This is a genomic window from Mycobacterium sp. 1482292.6, from assembly GCF_001672995.1.
Classification (GTDB): domain Bacteria; phylum Actinomycetota; class Actinomycetes; order Mycobacteriales; family Mycobacteriaceae; genus Mycobacterium; species Mycobacterium europaeum_A.
Genome location: NZ_LZKV01000260.1, coordinates 1 through 16,717, shown reverse-complemented (window position 1 = coordinate 16,717; position 16,717 = coordinate 1). Strand labels below are relative to the sequence as shown.

16 protein-coding genes and 3 pseudogenes are annotated in these 16,717 nt (G+C 65.6%); 6 read left to right on the top strand and 13 right to left on the bottom strand.

Translation table 11 applies throughout. From position 1 onward, the window contains the following. On the bottom strand, window positions 1-734 hold a 734-nt coding region (locus A5624_RS26430), incomplete at its 3' end, for a glycosyltransferase (RefSeq protein WP_232002341.1). A 318-nt stretch (window positions 735-1,052) separates the two neighbouring features. Here A5624_RS26430 and A5624_RS26425 point away from each other — a divergent pair. The 3 genes from A5624_RS26425 to A5624_RS26415 all read left to right on the top strand — a co-directional run bounded on the left by A5624_RS26425 (window position 1,053) and on the right by A5624_RS26415 (window position 4,019). Next, window positions 1,053-2,324, top strand: coding sequence for a glycosyltransferase (locus tag A5624_RS26425; RefSeq protein WP_066873361.1), 1,272 nt, complete (start codon window positions 1,053-1,055; stop codon window positions 2,322-2,324). Between the two features lie 314 nt (window positions 2,325-2,638). Continuing rightward, complete coding sequence (locus A5624_RS26420; RefSeq protein ID WP_066873359.1) at window positions 2,639-3,670, top strand: fused (3R)-hydroxyacyl-ACP dehydratase subunits HadA/HadB; 1,032 nt, start codon at window positions 2,639-2,641, stop codon at window positions 3,668-3,670. 85 nt (window positions 3,671-3,755) lie between these two features. Further along, window positions 3,756-4,019: a DUF3072 domain-containing protein gene (locus tag A5624_RS26415; protein ID WP_066873356.1), complete on the top strand. Its 264-nt coding sequence runs from the start codon at window positions 3,756-3,758 to the stop codon at window positions 4,017-4,019. Here A5624_RS26415 and A5624_RS26410 read toward each other — a convergent pair. Next, window positions 3,990-4,934, bottom strand: coding sequence for an alpha/beta fold hydrolase (locus tag A5624_RS26410; protein WP_066873353.1), 945 nt, complete (start codon window positions 4,932-4,934; stop codon window positions 3,990-3,992). The two genes, A5624_RS26415 and A5624_RS26410, sit on opposite strands and share 30 nt — an antisense overlap. Window positions 4,935-5,205: 271 nt before the next feature. Further along, window positions 5,206-5,409 carry a hypothetical protein gene (locus A5624_RS26405; RefSeq protein WP_156749219.1) on the bottom strand — a complete coding sequence of 68 codons (204 nt, stop codon included), beginning with the start codon at window positions 5,407-5,409 and terminating at the stop codon, window positions 5,206-5,208. A gap of 391 nt (window positions 5,410-5,800) precedes the next feature. Between A5624_RS26405 and A5624_RS26400 the strand changes: the two genes are divergently transcribed. Continuing rightward, window positions 5,801-6,016 carry a hypothetical protein gene (locus A5624_RS26400; RefSeq protein ID WP_156749217.1) on the top strand — a complete coding sequence of 72 codons (216 nt, stop codon included), beginning with the start codon at window positions 5,801-5,803 and terminating at the stop codon, window positions 6,014-6,016. A gap of 283 nt (window positions 6,017-6,299) precedes the next feature. On the opposite strand, the pseudogene A5624_RS26395 reads toward A5624_RS26400, so the two are convergent. Further along, window positions 6,300-7,024: pseudogene (locus A5624_RS26395) on the bottom strand (type 1 glutamine amidotransferase domain-containing protein). 56 nt (window positions 7,025-7,080) lie between these two features. Next, window positions 7,081-7,572 (bottom strand): low temperature requirement protein A, encoded by a 492-nt coding sequence (locus A5624_RS27820; RefSeq protein WP_082984759.1) that lies wholly within the window; start codon window positions 7,570-7,572, stop codon window positions 7,081-7,083. Between the two features lie 79 nt (window positions 7,573-7,651). Between A5624_RS27820 and A5624_RS26385 the strand changes: the two genes are divergently transcribed. Beyond that, entirely contained in the window at window positions 7,652-7,924 is a 273-nt protein-coding gene (locus tag A5624_RS26385; RefSeq protein WP_066873340.1) for an ANTAR domain-containing protein, read from the top strand. A gap of 171 nt (window positions 7,925-8,095) precedes the next feature. Here the strand turns inward: A5624_RS26385 and dnaB are convergent, their stop codons facing one another. The 8 genes and pseudogenes from dnaB to A5624_RS26345 all read right to left on the bottom strand — a co-directional run. Continuing rightward, window positions 8,096-9,472 carry a replicative DNA helicase gene (dnaB, locus tag A5624_RS26380; RefSeq protein ID WP_066873338.1) on the bottom strand — a complete coding sequence of 459 codons (1,377 nt, stop codon included), beginning with the start codon at window positions 9,470-9,472 and terminating at the stop codon, window positions 8,096-8,098. 530 nt (window positions 9,473-10,002) lie between these two features. Then, on the bottom strand, window positions 10,003-10,461 hold the full coding sequence (gene rplI / locus A5624_RS26375; RefSeq protein WP_066873329.1) for a 50S ribosomal protein L9: 459 nt from the start codon (window positions 10,459-10,461) through the stop codon (window positions 10,003-10,005). A 30-nt stretch (window positions 10,462-10,491) separates the two neighbouring features. Beyond that, complete coding sequence (rpsR, locus tag A5624_RS26370) at window positions 10,492-10,746, bottom strand: 30S ribosomal protein S18 (protein WP_003874730.1); 255 nt, start codon at window positions 10,744-10,746, stop codon at window positions 10,492-10,494. Between the two features lie 42 nt (window positions 10,747-10,788). After that, window positions 10,789-11,307, bottom strand: coding sequence for a single-stranded DNA-binding protein (locus A5624_RS26365; RefSeq protein WP_066873326.1), 519 nt, complete (start codon window positions 11,305-11,307; stop codon window positions 10,789-10,791). Between the two features lie 102 nt (window positions 11,308-11,409). Then, window positions 11,410-11,700 carry a 30S ribosomal protein S6 gene (gene rpsF, locus A5624_RS26360; protein WP_007771721.1) on the bottom strand — a complete coding sequence of 97 codons (291 nt, stop codon included), beginning with the start codon at window positions 11,698-11,700 and terminating at the stop codon, window positions 11,410-11,412. A gap of 133 nt (window positions 11,701-11,833) precedes the next feature. Further along, window positions 11,834-12,475 carry a DJ-1/PfpI family protein gene (locus A5624_RS26355; protein ID WP_066873323.1) on the bottom strand — a complete coding sequence of 214 codons (642 nt, stop codon included), beginning with the start codon at window positions 12,473-12,475 and terminating at the stop codon, window positions 11,834-11,836. Between the two features lie 52 nt (window positions 12,476-12,527). Then, the gene (locus A5624_RS26350) at window positions 12,528-14,183 is read right to left on the bottom strand and encodes a glycosyltransferase family 87 protein (protein ID WP_066873320.1); all 1,656 of its coding nucleotides are present in this window, start codon (window positions 14,181-14,183) and stop codon (window positions 12,528-12,530) included. Next, a pseudogene (locus tag A5624_RS26345) lies at window positions 14,180-16,396 on the bottom strand (transglycosylase domain-containing protein); the annotation flags it as partial. The gene A5624_RS26350 and the pseudogene A5624_RS26345, both read right to left, overlap by 4 nt. Before the next feature lie 136 nt (window positions 16,397-16,532). On the opposite strand from A5624_RS26345, the pseudogene A5624_RS26340 reads away from it, so the two are divergent. Further along, window positions 16,533-16,717: pseudogene (locus A5624_RS26340) on the top strand (hypothetical protein); the annotation flags it as partial.

Here is a 16,717-nt window from a genome sequence, read left to right as displayed (position 1 = left end):
TCATCGGCCGGCGTGGGCAATTCCATCGTCAGCGCACCGACGAAGGGGCGCTGGCCGTTCCATTTCGCCCATTCGGCGGCAAGCCCTGGGTAGCAGGCGTCGTCGTAAGCCTGAATTTCCAGCGATCCGTGTTCGGCGATTCGCCGCGTCCAAGGACTTGCTGTCTTGGGCAATCCGAGTTCGCGCCGCTGCGCGTCATCGGCCGACTTCGATCCACGCCACAACAACCAGTCGTAGACGCTCATGCCGACTCGGCCCACCGGTGCCGGCAGGAAGGGCACGAGCCTGCCGTTGGGCCGCCACGGGAAGTGATGCAACGTGGCAAGCGGAATGCCGCAGTACTCCGCGACGTTCGCGGCCGTGTCTTCATAGTTCATGCCGGTAAGCAGGAGGTCGGCTCCATCTGCTAAAGCCGTCAGCGTCCTGCTGACCTCCGCTCGGCACTCGGTAAGAGGTTGCACCACCTCTCGCCACATCCGGTCCAATTTCCGGATTTTCCACGGGTTGCCGAACCAATACGTCCAGTAGTCGCGGTGCGGGTCCAGGACGGCTTTCAACTCTGGCCCATAGGCGACCCCAGCGGGTCCGACTGACTCGACGAAATCGACCATTTCGGGAGCGACGGCCATACTCACGTCATGCCCGCGGCGAACCAATTCACGGCCGATCGTTAGGTACGGCTCGACCTCGCCACGCGTTCCCCAATTTGCCAGCACAAACTTCATCGCGGTCATGACTGTTCGATTCCCTGGCGCATCGTCGGATTGCAAGCGGCGGCCCACACCCTCGGCCCAGACGACCGCAGCATAACCGGACACCCAGTGCTAGTTCAGCGAGTTGCGCTGACTCACGGAACCCGTTGGCAATGTGGGCGGCGGACGCCGAAACCTGCCGTCGCCGCGGAGCCATGTCTAGGCTCTGGCTCTACCGGAGATGTGGGCACCGGGGCTGTGGCCGGCCGTGGGTACGTCGACCCGCGTCGTCGGCATTTGGCTCGGTTCGGGAACGATACGTCGCCGGGCGGCGCGACAACCGAAAGTTTGAGATCCGCAATGAGATTTGTGTTGGCGAGCTACGGGACTCGAGGCGATATCGAGCCGTCGGTTGTAGTCGGCCGTGAGCTGCAGCGCCGAGGGCACGACGTGTGCATCGCGGTCCCGCCCGACCTGGTTGACTTCGCGGAATCGGCCGGGCTTACCGCGGTGCCCTACGGAGCGGAGACACGGGTATGGCTGGACGTGTTCCGCAACTTTTTTACCTCCGTGTTCAGCACGTTCTGGAGAATGCGTGACCTATCGGAGTGGGGACGCGAGCTGTGGAAAGTCAGCACTGGGGCCTGGGTGCAGATGAACGAGACACTGACTTCACTGGCGGACGGAGCCGACCTGGTGCTCGCCGGTCAGACTTACCAGGAGATCGCGGCCAATGTCGCTGAACACCACGGGCTTCCGTTGGCCACGCTGCACCATGCCCCGGTGCGTCCCAACGGCCAATCGTTGCCGATCTTGCCCGCGTCGGCCTCTCGCTTGGTGCTGACGCTGCATGACTGGCTGTGGTGGCGCGCGATCAAGAAGGTCGAGAATGCGCAGCGCAGCCGGCTCGGCCTACCGAAGGCAACATATGGTTCACCGCGGCGAATTGCCGAACGGGGATCATTGGAAATCCAGGCATACGACGACGTGATTTTCCCGGGCCTGGCGGCCGAATGGGCGCGATGGAAGCATCAACGGCCCTTCGTGGGCGCACTGACGATGGAGTTGCCGACGAGCGCCGACGACGAGGTCGCATCGTGGGCTTCTGCCGGCACACCGCCGATCTTCTTCGGCTTCGGCAGCATGCCGGTGCAATCTCCGTCCGACACGGTCGAGATGATCAGCGGCGCATGCGCCCAGTTGGGTGAGCGGGCACTGATTTGCGCCGGCTGGAGCGACTTTGCCGACGTCCCGCATGTTGACCATGTCAAGGTGGTGCACGCGGTCAACTACGCATCCATTTTTCCCCTCTGCCGCGCCGTCGTGCACCACGGCGGCTCGGGCACCACGGCGGCAGGTCTGCGCGCCGGGATCCCCGCGCTGATCCTCTCCGTCGACGTCAACCAGATCCTCTGGGGAGCTCAGGTGAAACGGCGCCTCAAGGTGGGCACGCACCGCCGCCTGTCGGCCACTAGCCGGCGATCGCTCGTCGCGGACCTGCAACGGATCTTGGCGCCGGAGTATGCAATCCGCGCCCGCGAACTTGCCGGCCGGATGACTGCAGCCGCCCAAAGCGTCGCGACAGCCGCAGATCTCGCCGAAGACTTCGCCAGTTCGAGGCGGTTGACCTAGTTGCCGGCGGAGCGTCTGGCGCCTCTTACGGCCTGTGGGCTCTCAAACCCGAGACGGATGATGGCCATGCCACCTGCGGTGTCGCAGAATTCTCAGCAAAATGGGGGACGGATTTTTCTCATCTCCGTGGCGGATCGGCGGCACACTGTGGCTGAACGACGTCGAGTGTCGACGGCCTCGGCCAGGGTCGGCCAGCGGTAACACACTCGGGCAATCTTGTCATCCGCGTTGCGGCCTTCGGTGGCCTGATGTCGCCGGGTTAGTGTGCGTAGGTCGGCTTCCGTGAACAGGCCGACAGAAAAGTTGAGCAATCCATGACAGCAGCAACCGAAGCGTCGGCACTCGAAGCGCGGGTCGGCCACTACTACCGGATCGAAGACACTTACCAGGTCGGCCGCGAGAAACTACGCGAGTTCGCCCGCGCCGTGCAGGACTATCACCCTGCGCACTGGAAACTCGACGCCGCCGCTGAACTGGGATATCCGGACCTGGTGGCGCCGCTGACGTTCACGTCGGCCCCGGCCATGGCCGCCAATCGGCATTTGTTCGAATCGGTGGTCATCGGTTACGAGATGTACCTGCAGACCGAAGAAGTCTTCGAGCAGCACCGCCCGATCGTGGCCGGAGACGAACTGCACGTTGACGTCGAGCTGTCATCGGTGCGCAGGATCGCCGGCAGAGACTTGATCACCGTGACCAACACGTTCACCGATACGGCCGGCGAGCGGGTGCACACCCTGCACACCACCGTCGTGGGCGTCACCGCCGAGGATGTCGATCCGGCGATCAGAAGCGTCGCGGAAAAGGTGATGATGCACGATGTGAACCTCGCCGGCATCGACTATTCCGAGGAGGACTACCAGAAGACGGTGCGCCCGGCGGACGAGGTTCGGATCGCCCACGCCGGCACCACCCGCACCCCGGGAACGCCGTCCTTCGATGACGTGAAGGTCGGCGACGAGTTACCGGTCCACCACGCACGACTGTCGCGCGGCGACCTGGTGAACTACTCCGGGGTGGCCTGCGACGCCAACCCGCTCCATTGGGACGAGAACCTCGCCAAACTGGCGGGCCAGCCCGACGTGATCGCCCACGGAATGCTCACCATGGCGTTGGGTGCCGGATTCGGCTCGGCATGGTCAGGCGATCCCGGTGCGGTGACCCGCTACGCGGTGCGGCTGTCCCAGCCCGTGGTCGTGTCGGCCACCGAGGGTGCCGACATCGAGTACAGCGGCCGGATCAAGTCACTGGACCCGGAAACCCGCAGCGGAGTCGTGCTCGTCGGCGCGAAGTCGGCTGGCCGCAAGATATTTGGCCTGGCGACGTTGAACATCCGTTTCCGCTGACGCGCTCAGACCACTAAATTCGCTGAGCGGATATGTTTCGAACACATGTACGACGGCTATTACGTCCGTCGGAGGTGATCGAGACATGAGCGACGAGTTGCAACAGGCGCCGAACGAGACGGCGGAAAAGGACACAGCCGACTGGGTCACGGGCGACGAGCCGATGACGGGACCGCAGCGGAGCTACTTGCAAACGCTGGCGCAGGAGGCAGGGCGTGAGGTCCCGAATGATCTGACCAAGGCCCAGGCATCCGACCTGATAGAAGAGCTGCAGCAGCATACCGGGCGCGGCGGTAGAGGACCGCGGTCGCAGCTGAACTCAGCCCGCTTGGTCGCCGATGAACTCTAGCCCGGCCCGAATAGCCGGGCGATGGCGCAGGATTCGGTAATGAGCCAGTCGACCGAGCCCCCGCGTGGTCAGTAATCGTGCGCCTTGCCATGACAATGCGAGCCGCTCACTCGCGGCATAAGGGCTGTCCGGGTCGTCGGGATCATGGATGAGAAGCAGCGGCGGGTAATTGGCTCGTTGACCGATCCGCGTCATGTTCGTCTCGTGCAACGGCATGCCGATTCGTTTTTCCAGACGGCGTTGCAGGCCGGCGCGGATCCGGCGACCGAAGCCGTGCCGTGCGGCGAACAGGTCAAGATAGAGACGGAAATCGCCCATGGGCGCCAAGAAGACCAAGCGCCCAACAGGTGCGCCCTGCGCCGCCGCCAACGCAGTCGCGTTCGCACCGAGTGAGTGAGCCACCACCGCGTGGGCGGGCCCGTGGGTTTCGATCATCGCCGCAACGGCGTCGGCGCACTCGATGGCAGTGGTACGCCCGGGCGCAAGGGCACCCGGGTCAGATTCGTTGTGGCTAGGCAAGTCGAATGCGATGACGCGGTACCCAGCCTCCACCAGCGGTTTGACGAACACTGCCAAATGCGCGCGCTGCCCGCCCCAACCATGTACCAGATATATCGGTGTCCCCTCGCCCCATTCCTCACCAGCTATCCGATGCCCATCCCAATAAGCTTCCAGCGGCCTGCCCGGGGCCACACCTGGTGGCATGCGCAGGTCCGACTCGAGAACCGGTGGGGTGCACCACAACTCGACTGCCCACCGCGATCCCAAAGAGGGCGCCAACCGCTCGAGCAGCCAAAAATGTCGGCGCACTCGGGCAGCGACCGGGGGAAGGACTCCGGAGCCGACGATATCGAGCGGGGCGAGCTCGCCAGGCTGTGCTTGCGGCGACGCCGGTCCTGGTGCTCCTCCGGTCATGAATCGCGATCATAGGTAGGCAACACGCACCGACTATAGCTGCGCTACACCGTCTGGACTCGAGCGGACAAGTCCTCAGCCGGCGGGCTCATGCACAAGCGATGTCGCCTGTGGATGGCAGTGCGCGCTACTTCGGCTTACCTGCTGCTCCGATTGACGAAAGGTAGTCACTACGACGCGCGGGCGGCTGGCCGCGATCTTCCATGAAGGCGCGAAACCGCTCCAGAAGCGTTGGCCCGCAGCGCGATCCGTGCTTGATGGGGCGGTGATCTCAATAGGACCAGGGGTAGACAAACAGCGGCCCGGTGATGCCGGATGTGAGGAACCATGCCACTGCGCACAAGATCAGTAGCTGGATCGCCCAAATCAACAAATGGGTCCGGTGCGCCGAATGCAACTCGAACCGGATGACGTTGTTGAGCCTGGCGAGATCGCCGGCACTCAGGAACACCTTTCCCGTCCCGACCCTGAGCATGTAGCCGCTCGTCCCGCTGGGAACATCCACGCGGACGAGATGGATTCGATTCCCATCGCCGTCTCGCAGGCCGATGAGGCTGGTTAGCTCCGAGTGTCCCACAGTATGCCCACTTAGCTTGCGTTCTGGCCGCCTGCTGTTGGAAACCTCACGCTACTCCGCGTCGCAATTGCGCACAATACTCTGTCCCACAGGCAATTTCGTTGCACTGATGTTGTTCACTAGCACGCGTTCCGAGTGGCCTTGCACGCGGTGGCCTGCTGATCTTCGCTGCAAAACGCCAGCTCAAGCCGATTTAGCTTCGATCTTTAGTTCTCAGCCTGCACGGCGGATAATGATCGCTCTACCTAGGGGTTTGCGGGTTTTCACCGAAGTGGCGGACGCGCACCCGATGAACTTCTTGGACACCGCATCGACGGCTCACGATTCGACCCGTGCGGCCGCAGCGGCCGCTGCTGCCTCGGACGCAAGACGATTCCGCGAGTACGCCCGCGCCCTGTTCGAATATCAGCCGCCCGAGGGCGGCCCCGGCCTGACAGATGACGAGCTCATCATTCTCGGACGGACCATCGGCATCACGGATCCCTCCTTTGCCAGTGAGATCTAGGAGGGCACTTCAGTGCCTGCACGACCCGACCGGTCGGGTGTCGCGCTGACCTGTTTGTCGGGAAGACATCGAAGACGCCGGACAAGAGCGCGCTGAACCGAACTCCGAACGAGCGATTGCCAAGTTCCATTTTCGCTACATCGTTGAGCCACCGCCGAGTGGGACGGCATAACGCGCCGAGGTTCGTTATTACCGTCAGGCACAAGGCGATTCGCTTTATCTGCAGTCACCCGGGCGTGCGGCGACGCTGGCAGCGCGCCTAGGGTAGCGCTGGCGTTGTTCTCTAGTACTTGATGGAAACCCGTCTCCGTAGGGGTGACGCCAGGGCGGCCGCGACCACACCGGTCAGTGCCGCCGCCGAGGGCTTCGGTGACCAGCGCAAGGCGGACACGGCCCAGCCGAGCGGCTTGTCGAGCTGCGGATCCGAGCCGTTATGGTTCGTGACCGTCTGCGAGTGATTCTTCGGCTCGGCGAAGATGTCGAGCATCGCCGGCAAGAACGCCTGCATGTCCTGTGGCCCCCGACTCGTGACGAGGTTGCGGTCACGCACGACCTCGCGGTCGAGCCAGTCGGCGCCGGCGTTCACCAGGTCATCGCGGATTCCCGGCCAGGAGGTCAGGGTGCGCCCATTGAGCAATCCTGCCGACGCAAGCACCCAGGACCGTGACACAACGTGACGATCGGCTTGGCCCCGTGGTCGAACGCGCGGACAAAATCCCGCGCCGCCGCCGACTGCCGCAGCAGGTCGGGGTTGATGAAGCCGCCCGGAAGCAGCAGTCCGTCGTAGGCGCCGGGGTCGGCCTCGGTGACAACCTTGTCCACGCCGACTCGGCTGGCCGGCATGTGCAGATTCACCCCGCGGATGCGACCGGGGCGCAGCGACACAACATCGACCTTCGCGCCGGCCAATTGCAACGCGCGCAACGGAATTACCAGTTCCACTTTCTCGAAGCCGTCGGCTGCCAACACAGCTATTTTTCGGCCCGAAAGGCGTCGTGCCTGTGACATCGTGCTCTCCTGTCGGTTATGGCGCTTTAAGCGCCGGTTTACCTGTGTCTCGGCCCTCAACGTGCCTGTCCTGCTACGGCCGGACCGATCCGGGGGCGCCGCCACAACTCCCAGACCAACCGGCAAGCTCCGATGCCGGCGAGCAGGCCGAGCGCTGCGAGGGCGGGCATATGCAATAAGGCAGGCAGGGTCGCCGCCGCGGCTACTCCGGTGACGGCGCGGTCGGCCGGCGCCTGCCCGTGGTCGCGCCACCGGTAGGCGACGTCAGCGAAGTAGAACAGTGCCATGCCGCCGGCCAGTGCGATCGCGGACAGCAACGGCAGCCGGTGAGTGGCGTGCTCGATGGTGGCGTGCGCTCCGACAGCGAACAGCATGATGCCGGCGACCAGGGGTAGGTGCAGGTAGCTATAGGCGTCACGGGCAAGATGGGCCCGCCCATCGGCGACGCGCTCGACGGCTGGCCGCGGGCGCGCGGGGAAGGGCTCGGTCGCTGACCACGCGGCTTTGGTTCGAGTGGGTTGTATCGACGCATACCTGTGTCTCGTCATTCCCAGACCACGCGAATAGGACTCCCTCACCGGGGTAGTCCCGCGCCTGGGGCGGGCTGGCGTAGTGAGGTGAGCGGCGATGAACTGCGGTGAGTATTCGGATGCGCGGATCTTTGATGTCGCCAAAGGCGTACTGATTGCGAAGCTAGGCTGCAGCCTCGACGAGGCGTTAGCCGAATTGGTCAGAGTCGCGGAACGTCACCACGTCGGGGTGCTGGCGCTGGCGCGGGCATTGGTGTATCTGGCGTCACCTGCTCTTCAACACGACCGCGATGACGATGCGGCTCAAGCAGCCATCGCCGAGTTCGGCGAACTGTTTTCGGCTCACCGCCATCGGGTTGCCGGACCCTGAAGAGGTTTGCGACAGTCGCCCCGCGCTCACAAGGGCCGGGGACGCAGTAAGGGCCACTTTCAGGCGAGCCAACTGGCTAAACTCTTGCCGATGGCTGGCTAGTGCAGACGTTCGATGCCTGCGTAGATTTCGACCCTTGGTTTCGAACAGTTTGTGCGCACCCCGTTACCCCTACCGCGCCATGTTGGTGAACCGCGACAAGTGCAGCTGGTGCGCGACGGTCACCGTCTTGGTGGGGCCGTTGCGGTGCTTGGCGAGAATGAAATCCGCCTCTCCCCCGCGCGGGTCGTCGCGCTCGAACGCGTCGGGCCGGTTCAGCAGGATCACCATGTCCGCATCCTGCTCGAGCGATCCCGACTCACGAAGGTCCGACAACATCGGCTTCTTGTCGGTGCGCTGTTCGGGACCGCGGTTGAGCTGGCTGATCGCAACGACCGGCACCTCGAGTTCCTTGGCCAAAAGCTTGAGATGACGCGAGAATTCGGACACCTCGAGTTGCCGCGACTCGACCTTCTTGCCGGACGACATCAGTTGCAGATAATCGACCACGACCAGACGCAGGTCGGATTTCTGCCGCAGCCGGCGCGCCTTGGCCCGGATCTCCATCATCGTCAGGTTCGGCGAGTCGTCGATATACAGTGGCGCCTCGCTGATTTCGCTCATCCGCCGCGCCAGCCGCGTCCAGTCTTCGTCGCTCATGCGGCCCGACCGCATGTCGGCGAGCTTGATCTTCGCCTCCGCTGACAGCAGCCGCATGACGATCTCGGACTTGCTCATCTCCAGCGAGAAGATCACGCTGGCCATGCGGTGCTTGATCGAGCACGACCGCAGAAAATCCAATCCAAGGGTGCTTTTGCCCACTCCAGGTCGAGCCGCCACGATGATCATCTGCCCGGCATGCAGGCCGTTGGTCACCTCGTCGAGCTCGGTGAAACCGGTCGGCACGCCGCGCGCGACGCCACCGTTGGAGGCGATGGCGTCGATCTCGTCCATCGTCGGCTGCAGCAGATCCTCGAGCGGAACGAAATCCTCCGACGTCCGCCGCTCGGCGACCTCATAGATCTCTGCCTGTGCGCGGTCGACCACCTCGGCCACGTCGGCGCCTTCGGCGCCCGCGTAGCCGTATTGCACCACCCGGGTGCCCGCCTCCACGAGCCGCCGCAGGAGCGCCTTCTCGGCCACGATGGTCGCGTAGTAACTCGCGTTGGCCGCCGTCGGGACCGTCGAGATCAGCGTGTGCAGATACGGCGCCCCGCCGATCCGCCGCAGCAGGTTGCGGCGGTCCAGCTCCGCGGCGACGGTCACCGCGTCGGCCGGCTCGCCCCGGCCGTAGAGGTCCAAGATCGCGTCGTAGACGTTCTGGTGGGCGGGGCGGTAGAAGTCGCCGGGCCGTAGCCGTTCGAGCACGTCGGCGATGGCGTCCTTGCTCAGCAGCATGCCGCCCAGCACCGCCTGCTCGGCCGCCAGGTCCTGCGGTGGCTGGCGCCCGAAGTCTTCGCTAGGCGGCGAAGAATCCCTGCCCGACGCCAAGTCATCGACGACCGCCACGGATTCCCTCCTCCCCTGGTTCACGCACCCGAACATACATTCGATAATCGATCGTGAGCGTAAGTCAAGGTGCTGACAATTGCGCCTCATGGCACCCGCACGCCCGGCGCCGGGACGACGTTAAACGTTGCTGACTAGGACGCAAAGGGGGTGCTGTTTATGAAGCTGTGCATCGTGTGTGCATATCCGTCGACACCTGTGTTGAGCGGGGTGTGGAGAACCTGTGGATTAATGCAAAGGGCTGGGACATCGGTGCAGATACCGGCCATACAACGCCATTGAATTCGTGTGGACAAGAATCTCTACGGCGTGTCGTCGCAGGTTACTGCCCCGGGCGTGTTGGCTTTCCGCCACATTTTCCCAGCGTTACGGGCTGGTAAAGCGCGCTGCCCGAATACACCCCAGAAATGGTTCGCCAGGGAGCACGTCCGCGACGCTGGCTACCAAGGGGCGCGCCGCTGCCCGCAGCACAACGAAGCCCGGCGGCGGCCGATCATGGCCACCGCCGGGTACGAGCAAACGTCGGGTGCTTAGCTCTGCGCGACGACCTCGAGCGCGACTTCCACGTCGACCTCGGGGTGCAGGTGCACCGCCACCGGGTGGGTCCCGACGGCCTTGATGTGCGACTTGGGCAGCCGCACGATCCGCTTGTCCAGGTTGGGGCCGCCGGCCTTCTTGATGGCGGCGACGACATCGCTGGCGGTCACCGAGCCGAACAGCTTGCCGGAATCGGCCGCGGTCTTCACCGGCAGCGAGACCGGGCCGAGCGCCTCGATCGCCGTCTTGAGTTCGTTGGCGTGCCCGAGGTCGCGCACCGCCTTGGTTTCCCGCGCGCGGCGGATATCGTCGGCCTGCTTCTGCGCGCCGCGCGAGGCCACGATGGCCAGGCCGCGCGGGAGCAGGAAGTTGCGGCCGTAACCGTCCTTGACCTCGACCGTGTCGCCGACGGCACCAAGATGGTCGACGTCAGCCGTCAGAATCAGCTTCATCGTTTCGTACTTTCGGTAGGCCCTCGGCGGCTATCGCGCCGAGGAGGTGAAGGGCAGCAGCGCCACCTCGCGGGCATTCTTCACCGCGATGGCGATGTCACGCTGGTGCTGCACACAGTTGCCGGTGACGCGACGCGCACGGATCTTGCCGCGTTCGCTGATGTAGGTACGCAGCAGCGCGGTGTCCTTGTAATCGATCGCTTGATCCTTCTTGGCGCAGAAGACACATTTGCGTGCCTTGACCGGCTTTTCCGGAGCCGGCCGCCGCTTGTTGGACTTGGCCATGTCTGTTTTTCTTTCCGTTCTCTATTACTGAAGTTTCTCGAATCAGAAGGGCGGTTCGTCGTCTCCGCCACCGAACGAGCCCGATGCGGGCGCGCTGCCCCACGGGTCGTCAGCGGGAGCGCTGCTCGCCGGCGCCGACTGCTGGCGTGATCCGCCGCCGCCACCACCGCCGAAGCCGCCGCCGCCACCACCGCTGCGGCTGGCCTTGTTGACCTTGGCCGTGGCGTACCGCAGCGAGGGGCCGATCTCGTCGACCTCCACCTCGACGACGGTGCGCTTCTCGCCCTCACGGGTCTCGAAAGAGCGTTGCTTGAGCCGGCCCGTGACGATCACCCGGGCACCACGCGTCAGGCTTTCCGCGACATTCTCGGCGGCTTCCCGCCAGATGTTGCATCGCAGGAACAGCGCCTCACCGTCTTTCCATTCCCCGCTCTGCCGGTCATAGATCCGGGGGGTCGACGCCACCGTGAAGTTGGCGACGGCGGCACCCGACGGCGTGAACCGCAATTCGGGGTCGGCGGTCAGGTTTCCGACAACGGTGATAGTGGTGTCACCAGCCACAAGTTCCTCCTCGTTCCGCCCTGCTACTCGCTTCCGCGACGGTGGTCCTCGCTGAGCCTACGCAAGTCCACCGACGGTGGGCCCGCGACGCGACCACTGCTGTTAGTGCTTGTCGGTGCGCATCACCTTGGTGCGCAGTACCGACTCGTTGAGGCTCAGCTGGCGGTCGAGCTCGGATACCGTCGCCGGCTCGGCCTTCAGGTCGACGACGACGTAGATGCCTTCGGCGTGCTTGGCGATCTCGTAGGCCAGCCGGCGGCGGCCCCAGATGTCGACCTTGTCGACGGATCCACCATCCTTGCGGACGACGTTGAGGAACGTCTCCAAGGACGGGGCAACGGTGCGCTCGTCGAGCGTGGGGTCAAGAATGACCATGATTTCGTATGGACGCATGGAAACCTCACCACCTCCTCTGGTCTCAAGCGGCCACGGACGATCCGTGGCAGGAGGGTCGCCTGCGTCGGCAACCGCATCAGGCTACCGGATACGGGGCTGACCAGAAAAATCCGGACAGTCGGGCAACCCGCTATCGCCGGGCGGCCAAGTATTCGTCGGCCCTGGCCACCGTCGCGGGGTCGGCCTTGGCGAGCGCGCCCGAGTCGAACGGCGGCTGCGGGTCGTATTCGATCAGCAGCTGAGCGGCCCGTGCGGCCTCGCGATCGACGACCAGTTCCACCAGACGTAGCGCCATGTCGATGCCGGAGGAGACCCCCGCGGCGGTGATGATCCGCTGCGGCAGGTGTTCAACGACTCGTTGCGGCACGTAGCGGGCGCCCAAGCCGTTGAGGAGGTCGGCGGCCCGCCAATGCGTGGTGGCCGTGAGCCCGTCCAGCAGGCCGGCCGCAGCGAGCAGCAGGGCACCGGTGCACACCGAGGTGGTGAACCGGGTGTTGGGGTGTACCGCTTGCAGCCAGGTCCGGATGGTCTCGTCGTGGATGAGCTGTCGGGTGCCGATGCCGCCGGGGAACACCACCACGTCGGGTGCGTCCACGTCGTCGAAGGTGGCGTCGCAGCTGACACCGAGCATGCCGTTCTCGGTCCGCACCTCACCGCGGTGGTGCCCGACGAACACGACGTCGATGGACGGGATGCGTTGCAGCACTTCGTATGGACCGACCGCGTCGAGAGCGGTGAATCGCGGGAAGATGGGGATGGCAACCTGCGTCATGGCGCCACTCCTTCGACCCCGGCTGCGCCGGGATCGTCGTCGTCGGCGCGGGTCACGGCGCCCCGCTCGCCACTGGGGCCTGCTCGTCGGCGTGCTCGGCTGCCGGGACGGCCGAGCGGCGCGACCCCGGCGGCCGCAGCCAGTCGGGCAACCAACCGGGCGGGTCGTCGGGTGCGCGGTCGAACGGTCCGCCCGCGGGATCGTCCACCCGCCCGCCCCACCGCACCAAATCCTCACCGGGCCGGTAGATCTGACGAATCACTAGCGCGCACAACACGATAACCGCAATATCGCGGAGCAGCACGGTGGTGGTGAAGAACTGTTCGGGGAGGGAACGATTGGGGTTGCCGTACAGGTAATACATCCGCGGCACCCACACCAGCGCATCGACGGTCATCCACGCCAGCAGCAGCCGGCGATGCGGCAGGGCGAGCACCGCCAGCGGCACCAGCCACAGCGAGAACTGCGGGCTCCACACCTTGTTGGTCAGCAGGAACGCCGCGACCACCAAAAACGCCAGCTGCGCCACCCGTGGCCGTTGCGGGGCGGTCAACACGACGAATGCGATTGCCGCACAACAGGCCACGAACAGCACGGCGACCACGCTGTTGAGCACCGTCGGCGGCTGCCAGAATCCGAGTTTGGGATCGAACCCCCGCCACCCGGTGAACGACTTGATGACGTTGTACAACGAGTCCATGTCGTCGCCGCGCCGCGTGTTGAGCCGGAAGAACTCCGACCACCCGCGCGGAAAGAACACCAGCACCGGCAGATTCACCAACAGCCAGGTCACCCCGGCCGACACGGCGGTACGGACCCACGCGCGCAGCCGTCCGGTCCGGATTCCCAGCAGCAGCATGGGGCCCAAAAACAGCAACGGGTACAGCTTGGCCGCGGCGCCCAATCCGATCAGTACGCCCGCCAGCACCGGCTTTCGTCGCGCCCACGCCAGCAGGCCGGCCATCGCGAATGCTGTTGCCAGCGCGTCGAAATTGGTGAAGATCTGAAAAATCAGGATGGGCGAACCCGCCACCAAGGCGGCATCCCAGATCCGGCGCCCGGCCAGGCCCGCGCTCGCCCAGACGGTGGCCAGCCAGGCCAGCGCCAGCCCGAACGCGGCGATGTTGAAGAACATCACCACCTCGGCGACCACCGGCAGCGGGGCGAGTTTGCTCAACGCCGTGTAGGTCTTGGCCAGGGCCATCGACACGTACTGATAGATCCCGGTCAGCACCGGATACTCCATGTAGCGCACCGCGGGCCGGCCGTCGTAGCGGATCTGCTGGGCGCCGGTGGAGTCGGTCTCGACCCAGCTCGACTTGTACGGAAACTTGCCCTGGCTCAGCAACTCTGCGCCGTACAGCGGCACGGTGTCGGAGTAGCACAACTCGTAGTAGGCGCGTTGGTTGTCCCAGTTGGCCACCCGCTGATCGGCGGTGCCGGTACCGGTGCTTTGCAGACACGCGGCCTTCGTCGACCAACCCAACGCCAAGAAGACCAGCGCGATCAGGAACATCACCCGCAGCGGGGTCATCAGCCGGGAGCGGCCGATCAGCGCGTGCCGGCCCACCGGGCCACCGACGACGTCGGCGAGTGCGGCGCCCAGGAAATCGTTGCGGCTCGGGCAATCTCGGTTGTCGGCGCTGCGCAGATCCGTGGCCAGCCGCTGCGGTGAAGTGGTGGCGCCGTGCTCCGCGGCGTCGGTCACGGTGGCGGCGCGGGTGCTTGGGGTCCACCCGGCGGGACGCCGCCACCCGGCGCGCCACCAAACGGCGCGCCACCAAACGGGCCCCCGGGCGGACCGCCCGGCTCGGGACCACCCGGCGGGCCGCCGCCGGGTGCTGGTGGCGCCGCGGTGATCGTCGTGGGCGGGCCGACCGGGATGGTGATGCCGGGCGCCACTTCGATGGTGGGCTGGATGACGGTCTCCGACGGCGGCGGGGGTGGGGGCGGCGCGACGGGCACACCGGCGTAGCCGCCGATCTCGGTCGGCTTGGGGAAGGACTCGTTGGAGGTGCCCTTGAGGGCGCCGTCCATGGTGGCCTTCCAGATGTCCGACGGCAGCCCCGAGCCGTAAACCGGTGCGCCCGAGGCGGTTACCAGCGGACTGTCGCCCTTGGCCGTGCCCACCCACACCGCGGTTGACAGCGACGGTGTGTAGCCGACCATCCAGGCGTCCTTGTTGGAGGTGGTGTCGCCGAGCTGGGTGGTGCCGGTCTTGGCGGCCGAGGGCCTACCGCCGGCCAGGGCGTGGCCGCGGGAATAGGCGGCGATCGGCGCCATGGCCGCGGTGACGTTGTCGGCGACGGCCTTGGGGATTCGCTGCTCGTCCTTGTTGTCGGAGTTGGCGGCGTCGAAGAGGACCTGGCCGTCGGAGTTGACGACCTTCTGCACGAAGTGCGGGCGGTGATACACCCCGGAGGCCGCGAGCGTGGCATAGGCCGAGGCCATGTCGAACACCCGGGTTTGGTACTGGCCCAGCACGATCCCGTTGTTCGGTGGGCCGCCCTTGCCGTCCTCGGACAGGGTGTGGTCCACGCCGGGGAAGCTGGTCGCGACGCCGGCCTGGTGCGCGGCGTCGGCGACGGCCTGCGGCCCGCCCTTGAGCTTGAGCATCAGCCGGTAGTAGGACGTGTTCAACGACATCTTCAGCGCCTGGGCGAGGTTACAGGTCCCGCAGCTCTCGCCCTCGACGTTGGTGATCTTGATGCCATCGACCGTCAGCGGCGAGCTGTCGACCTGATAGCCCAGCCCGATGCCCTGCTCGAGCGCGGCCACCAGCGCGAACACCTTGAACGACGATCCCGTCTGCAGCCCGGCCTGAGCGAAGTCGAACCCGTTGGCGTCGGTGCCGCCGAAGTACGCACGGATGGCGCCGTCGTGCGGGTCGACCGAGACCGCGGCCGAACGCATATCGGGATCCTGGCCGTCGAGGTATTTCGACACCGCCTTCTCCGCGGCCTGCTGGGCCTTCGGATCGATGGTGGTGGTGACCTGCAGGCCCTGGGTGTTCAGGGTCCGCTCGTCGATGTTGAACAGCTCCATCAGCTCTTTGGTCACCTGCCGCTCGATCAGCCCGTTGGGTCCGGTCGTCTGGTTCTGCGCGCGCGCCTGATCCGGCGGCACGGTCGGCGGGAACACCTGCGCGGAACGGTCATTGGACGACAGTGCCTTGGTTTCCACCATGCCGTCGAGCACCCACGCCCAGCGGGCCCGGGCGCCCTGCGGATCGACCGCCGGGTCGAGCGTGGACGGCCGCCGGATGAGCGCGGCCAGCAGCGCGCCCTCGGAGACCGTGAGCTGCTCGACGGGTTTGTTGAAGTAGGCCTTGGCGGCGGCCGAAATTCCGTAGGCGCCCCGGCCGAAGTAGATGATGTTCAGATAGGCCTGCAGGACATCGTCTTTCGACCACTCCCCGGACATCTTGGTGGCGATGACCAATTCCTTGGCCTTGCGCATCAGGCCGCTGACCCCGTGCTGGGCCGAACCCACCAGCGCGTTCTTCACGTACTGCTGGGTGATGGTCGACCCGCCCTGCAGGTCGCCGCTGCCGAAGAGGTTGTTGTTCACCGCGCGCACGAAACCGGCGAAATCGAAGCCCGGGTTCGAGTAGAAGTTGCGGTCCTCGGCGGCGATCACCGCCTGGCGCACATGCACCGGAACTTGGCTGATGTTGACGTCGACCCGATTGCCTTCGGGCGGAATGATCTTGGCGATCTCCGAGCCGTCGCTGGCCAGGATGGTCGAAACCTGGTTGGTACGAAGGTCACCCGGCTTGGGAATGTCGACGATGAAGTACGCCATCGCGAACGTGACGATCGGCAAGAGCACCAGTACCGCCGCGCACAGGTAGGCCCCGCGCCGCACCCACAGCCAGTCCTCCGGTGACCAACGTGGGCCATCGACTGAGCATGTAGGCAATCAGAGTTCTGACAAGCGTCCGGGCCCCAGCCGTCCGGACGCCCCTCGGGATCGTGAGCGTCGGGAGGGGCCGCCGACGATCAGCCGCCGTCGGCAGGCTCCGCCGGACGATCGACTCACCACGATCCTGCCGCCCGTGCAAGACGACCGGGCGCCCCGGCGCTCCGATCCGATAGACGAAGTCAAAGCCGCACTGGCCGGCCCGCCGTCCACGCCCTTGCGCCGCGACGCGCTCGACGAGGTCAAGGCGGCGCTGGACAGCCGGATCGCGATCTCGCACTACATCGTGCGCAGTGACGATGCGGATCAGTTCTTGGCGCA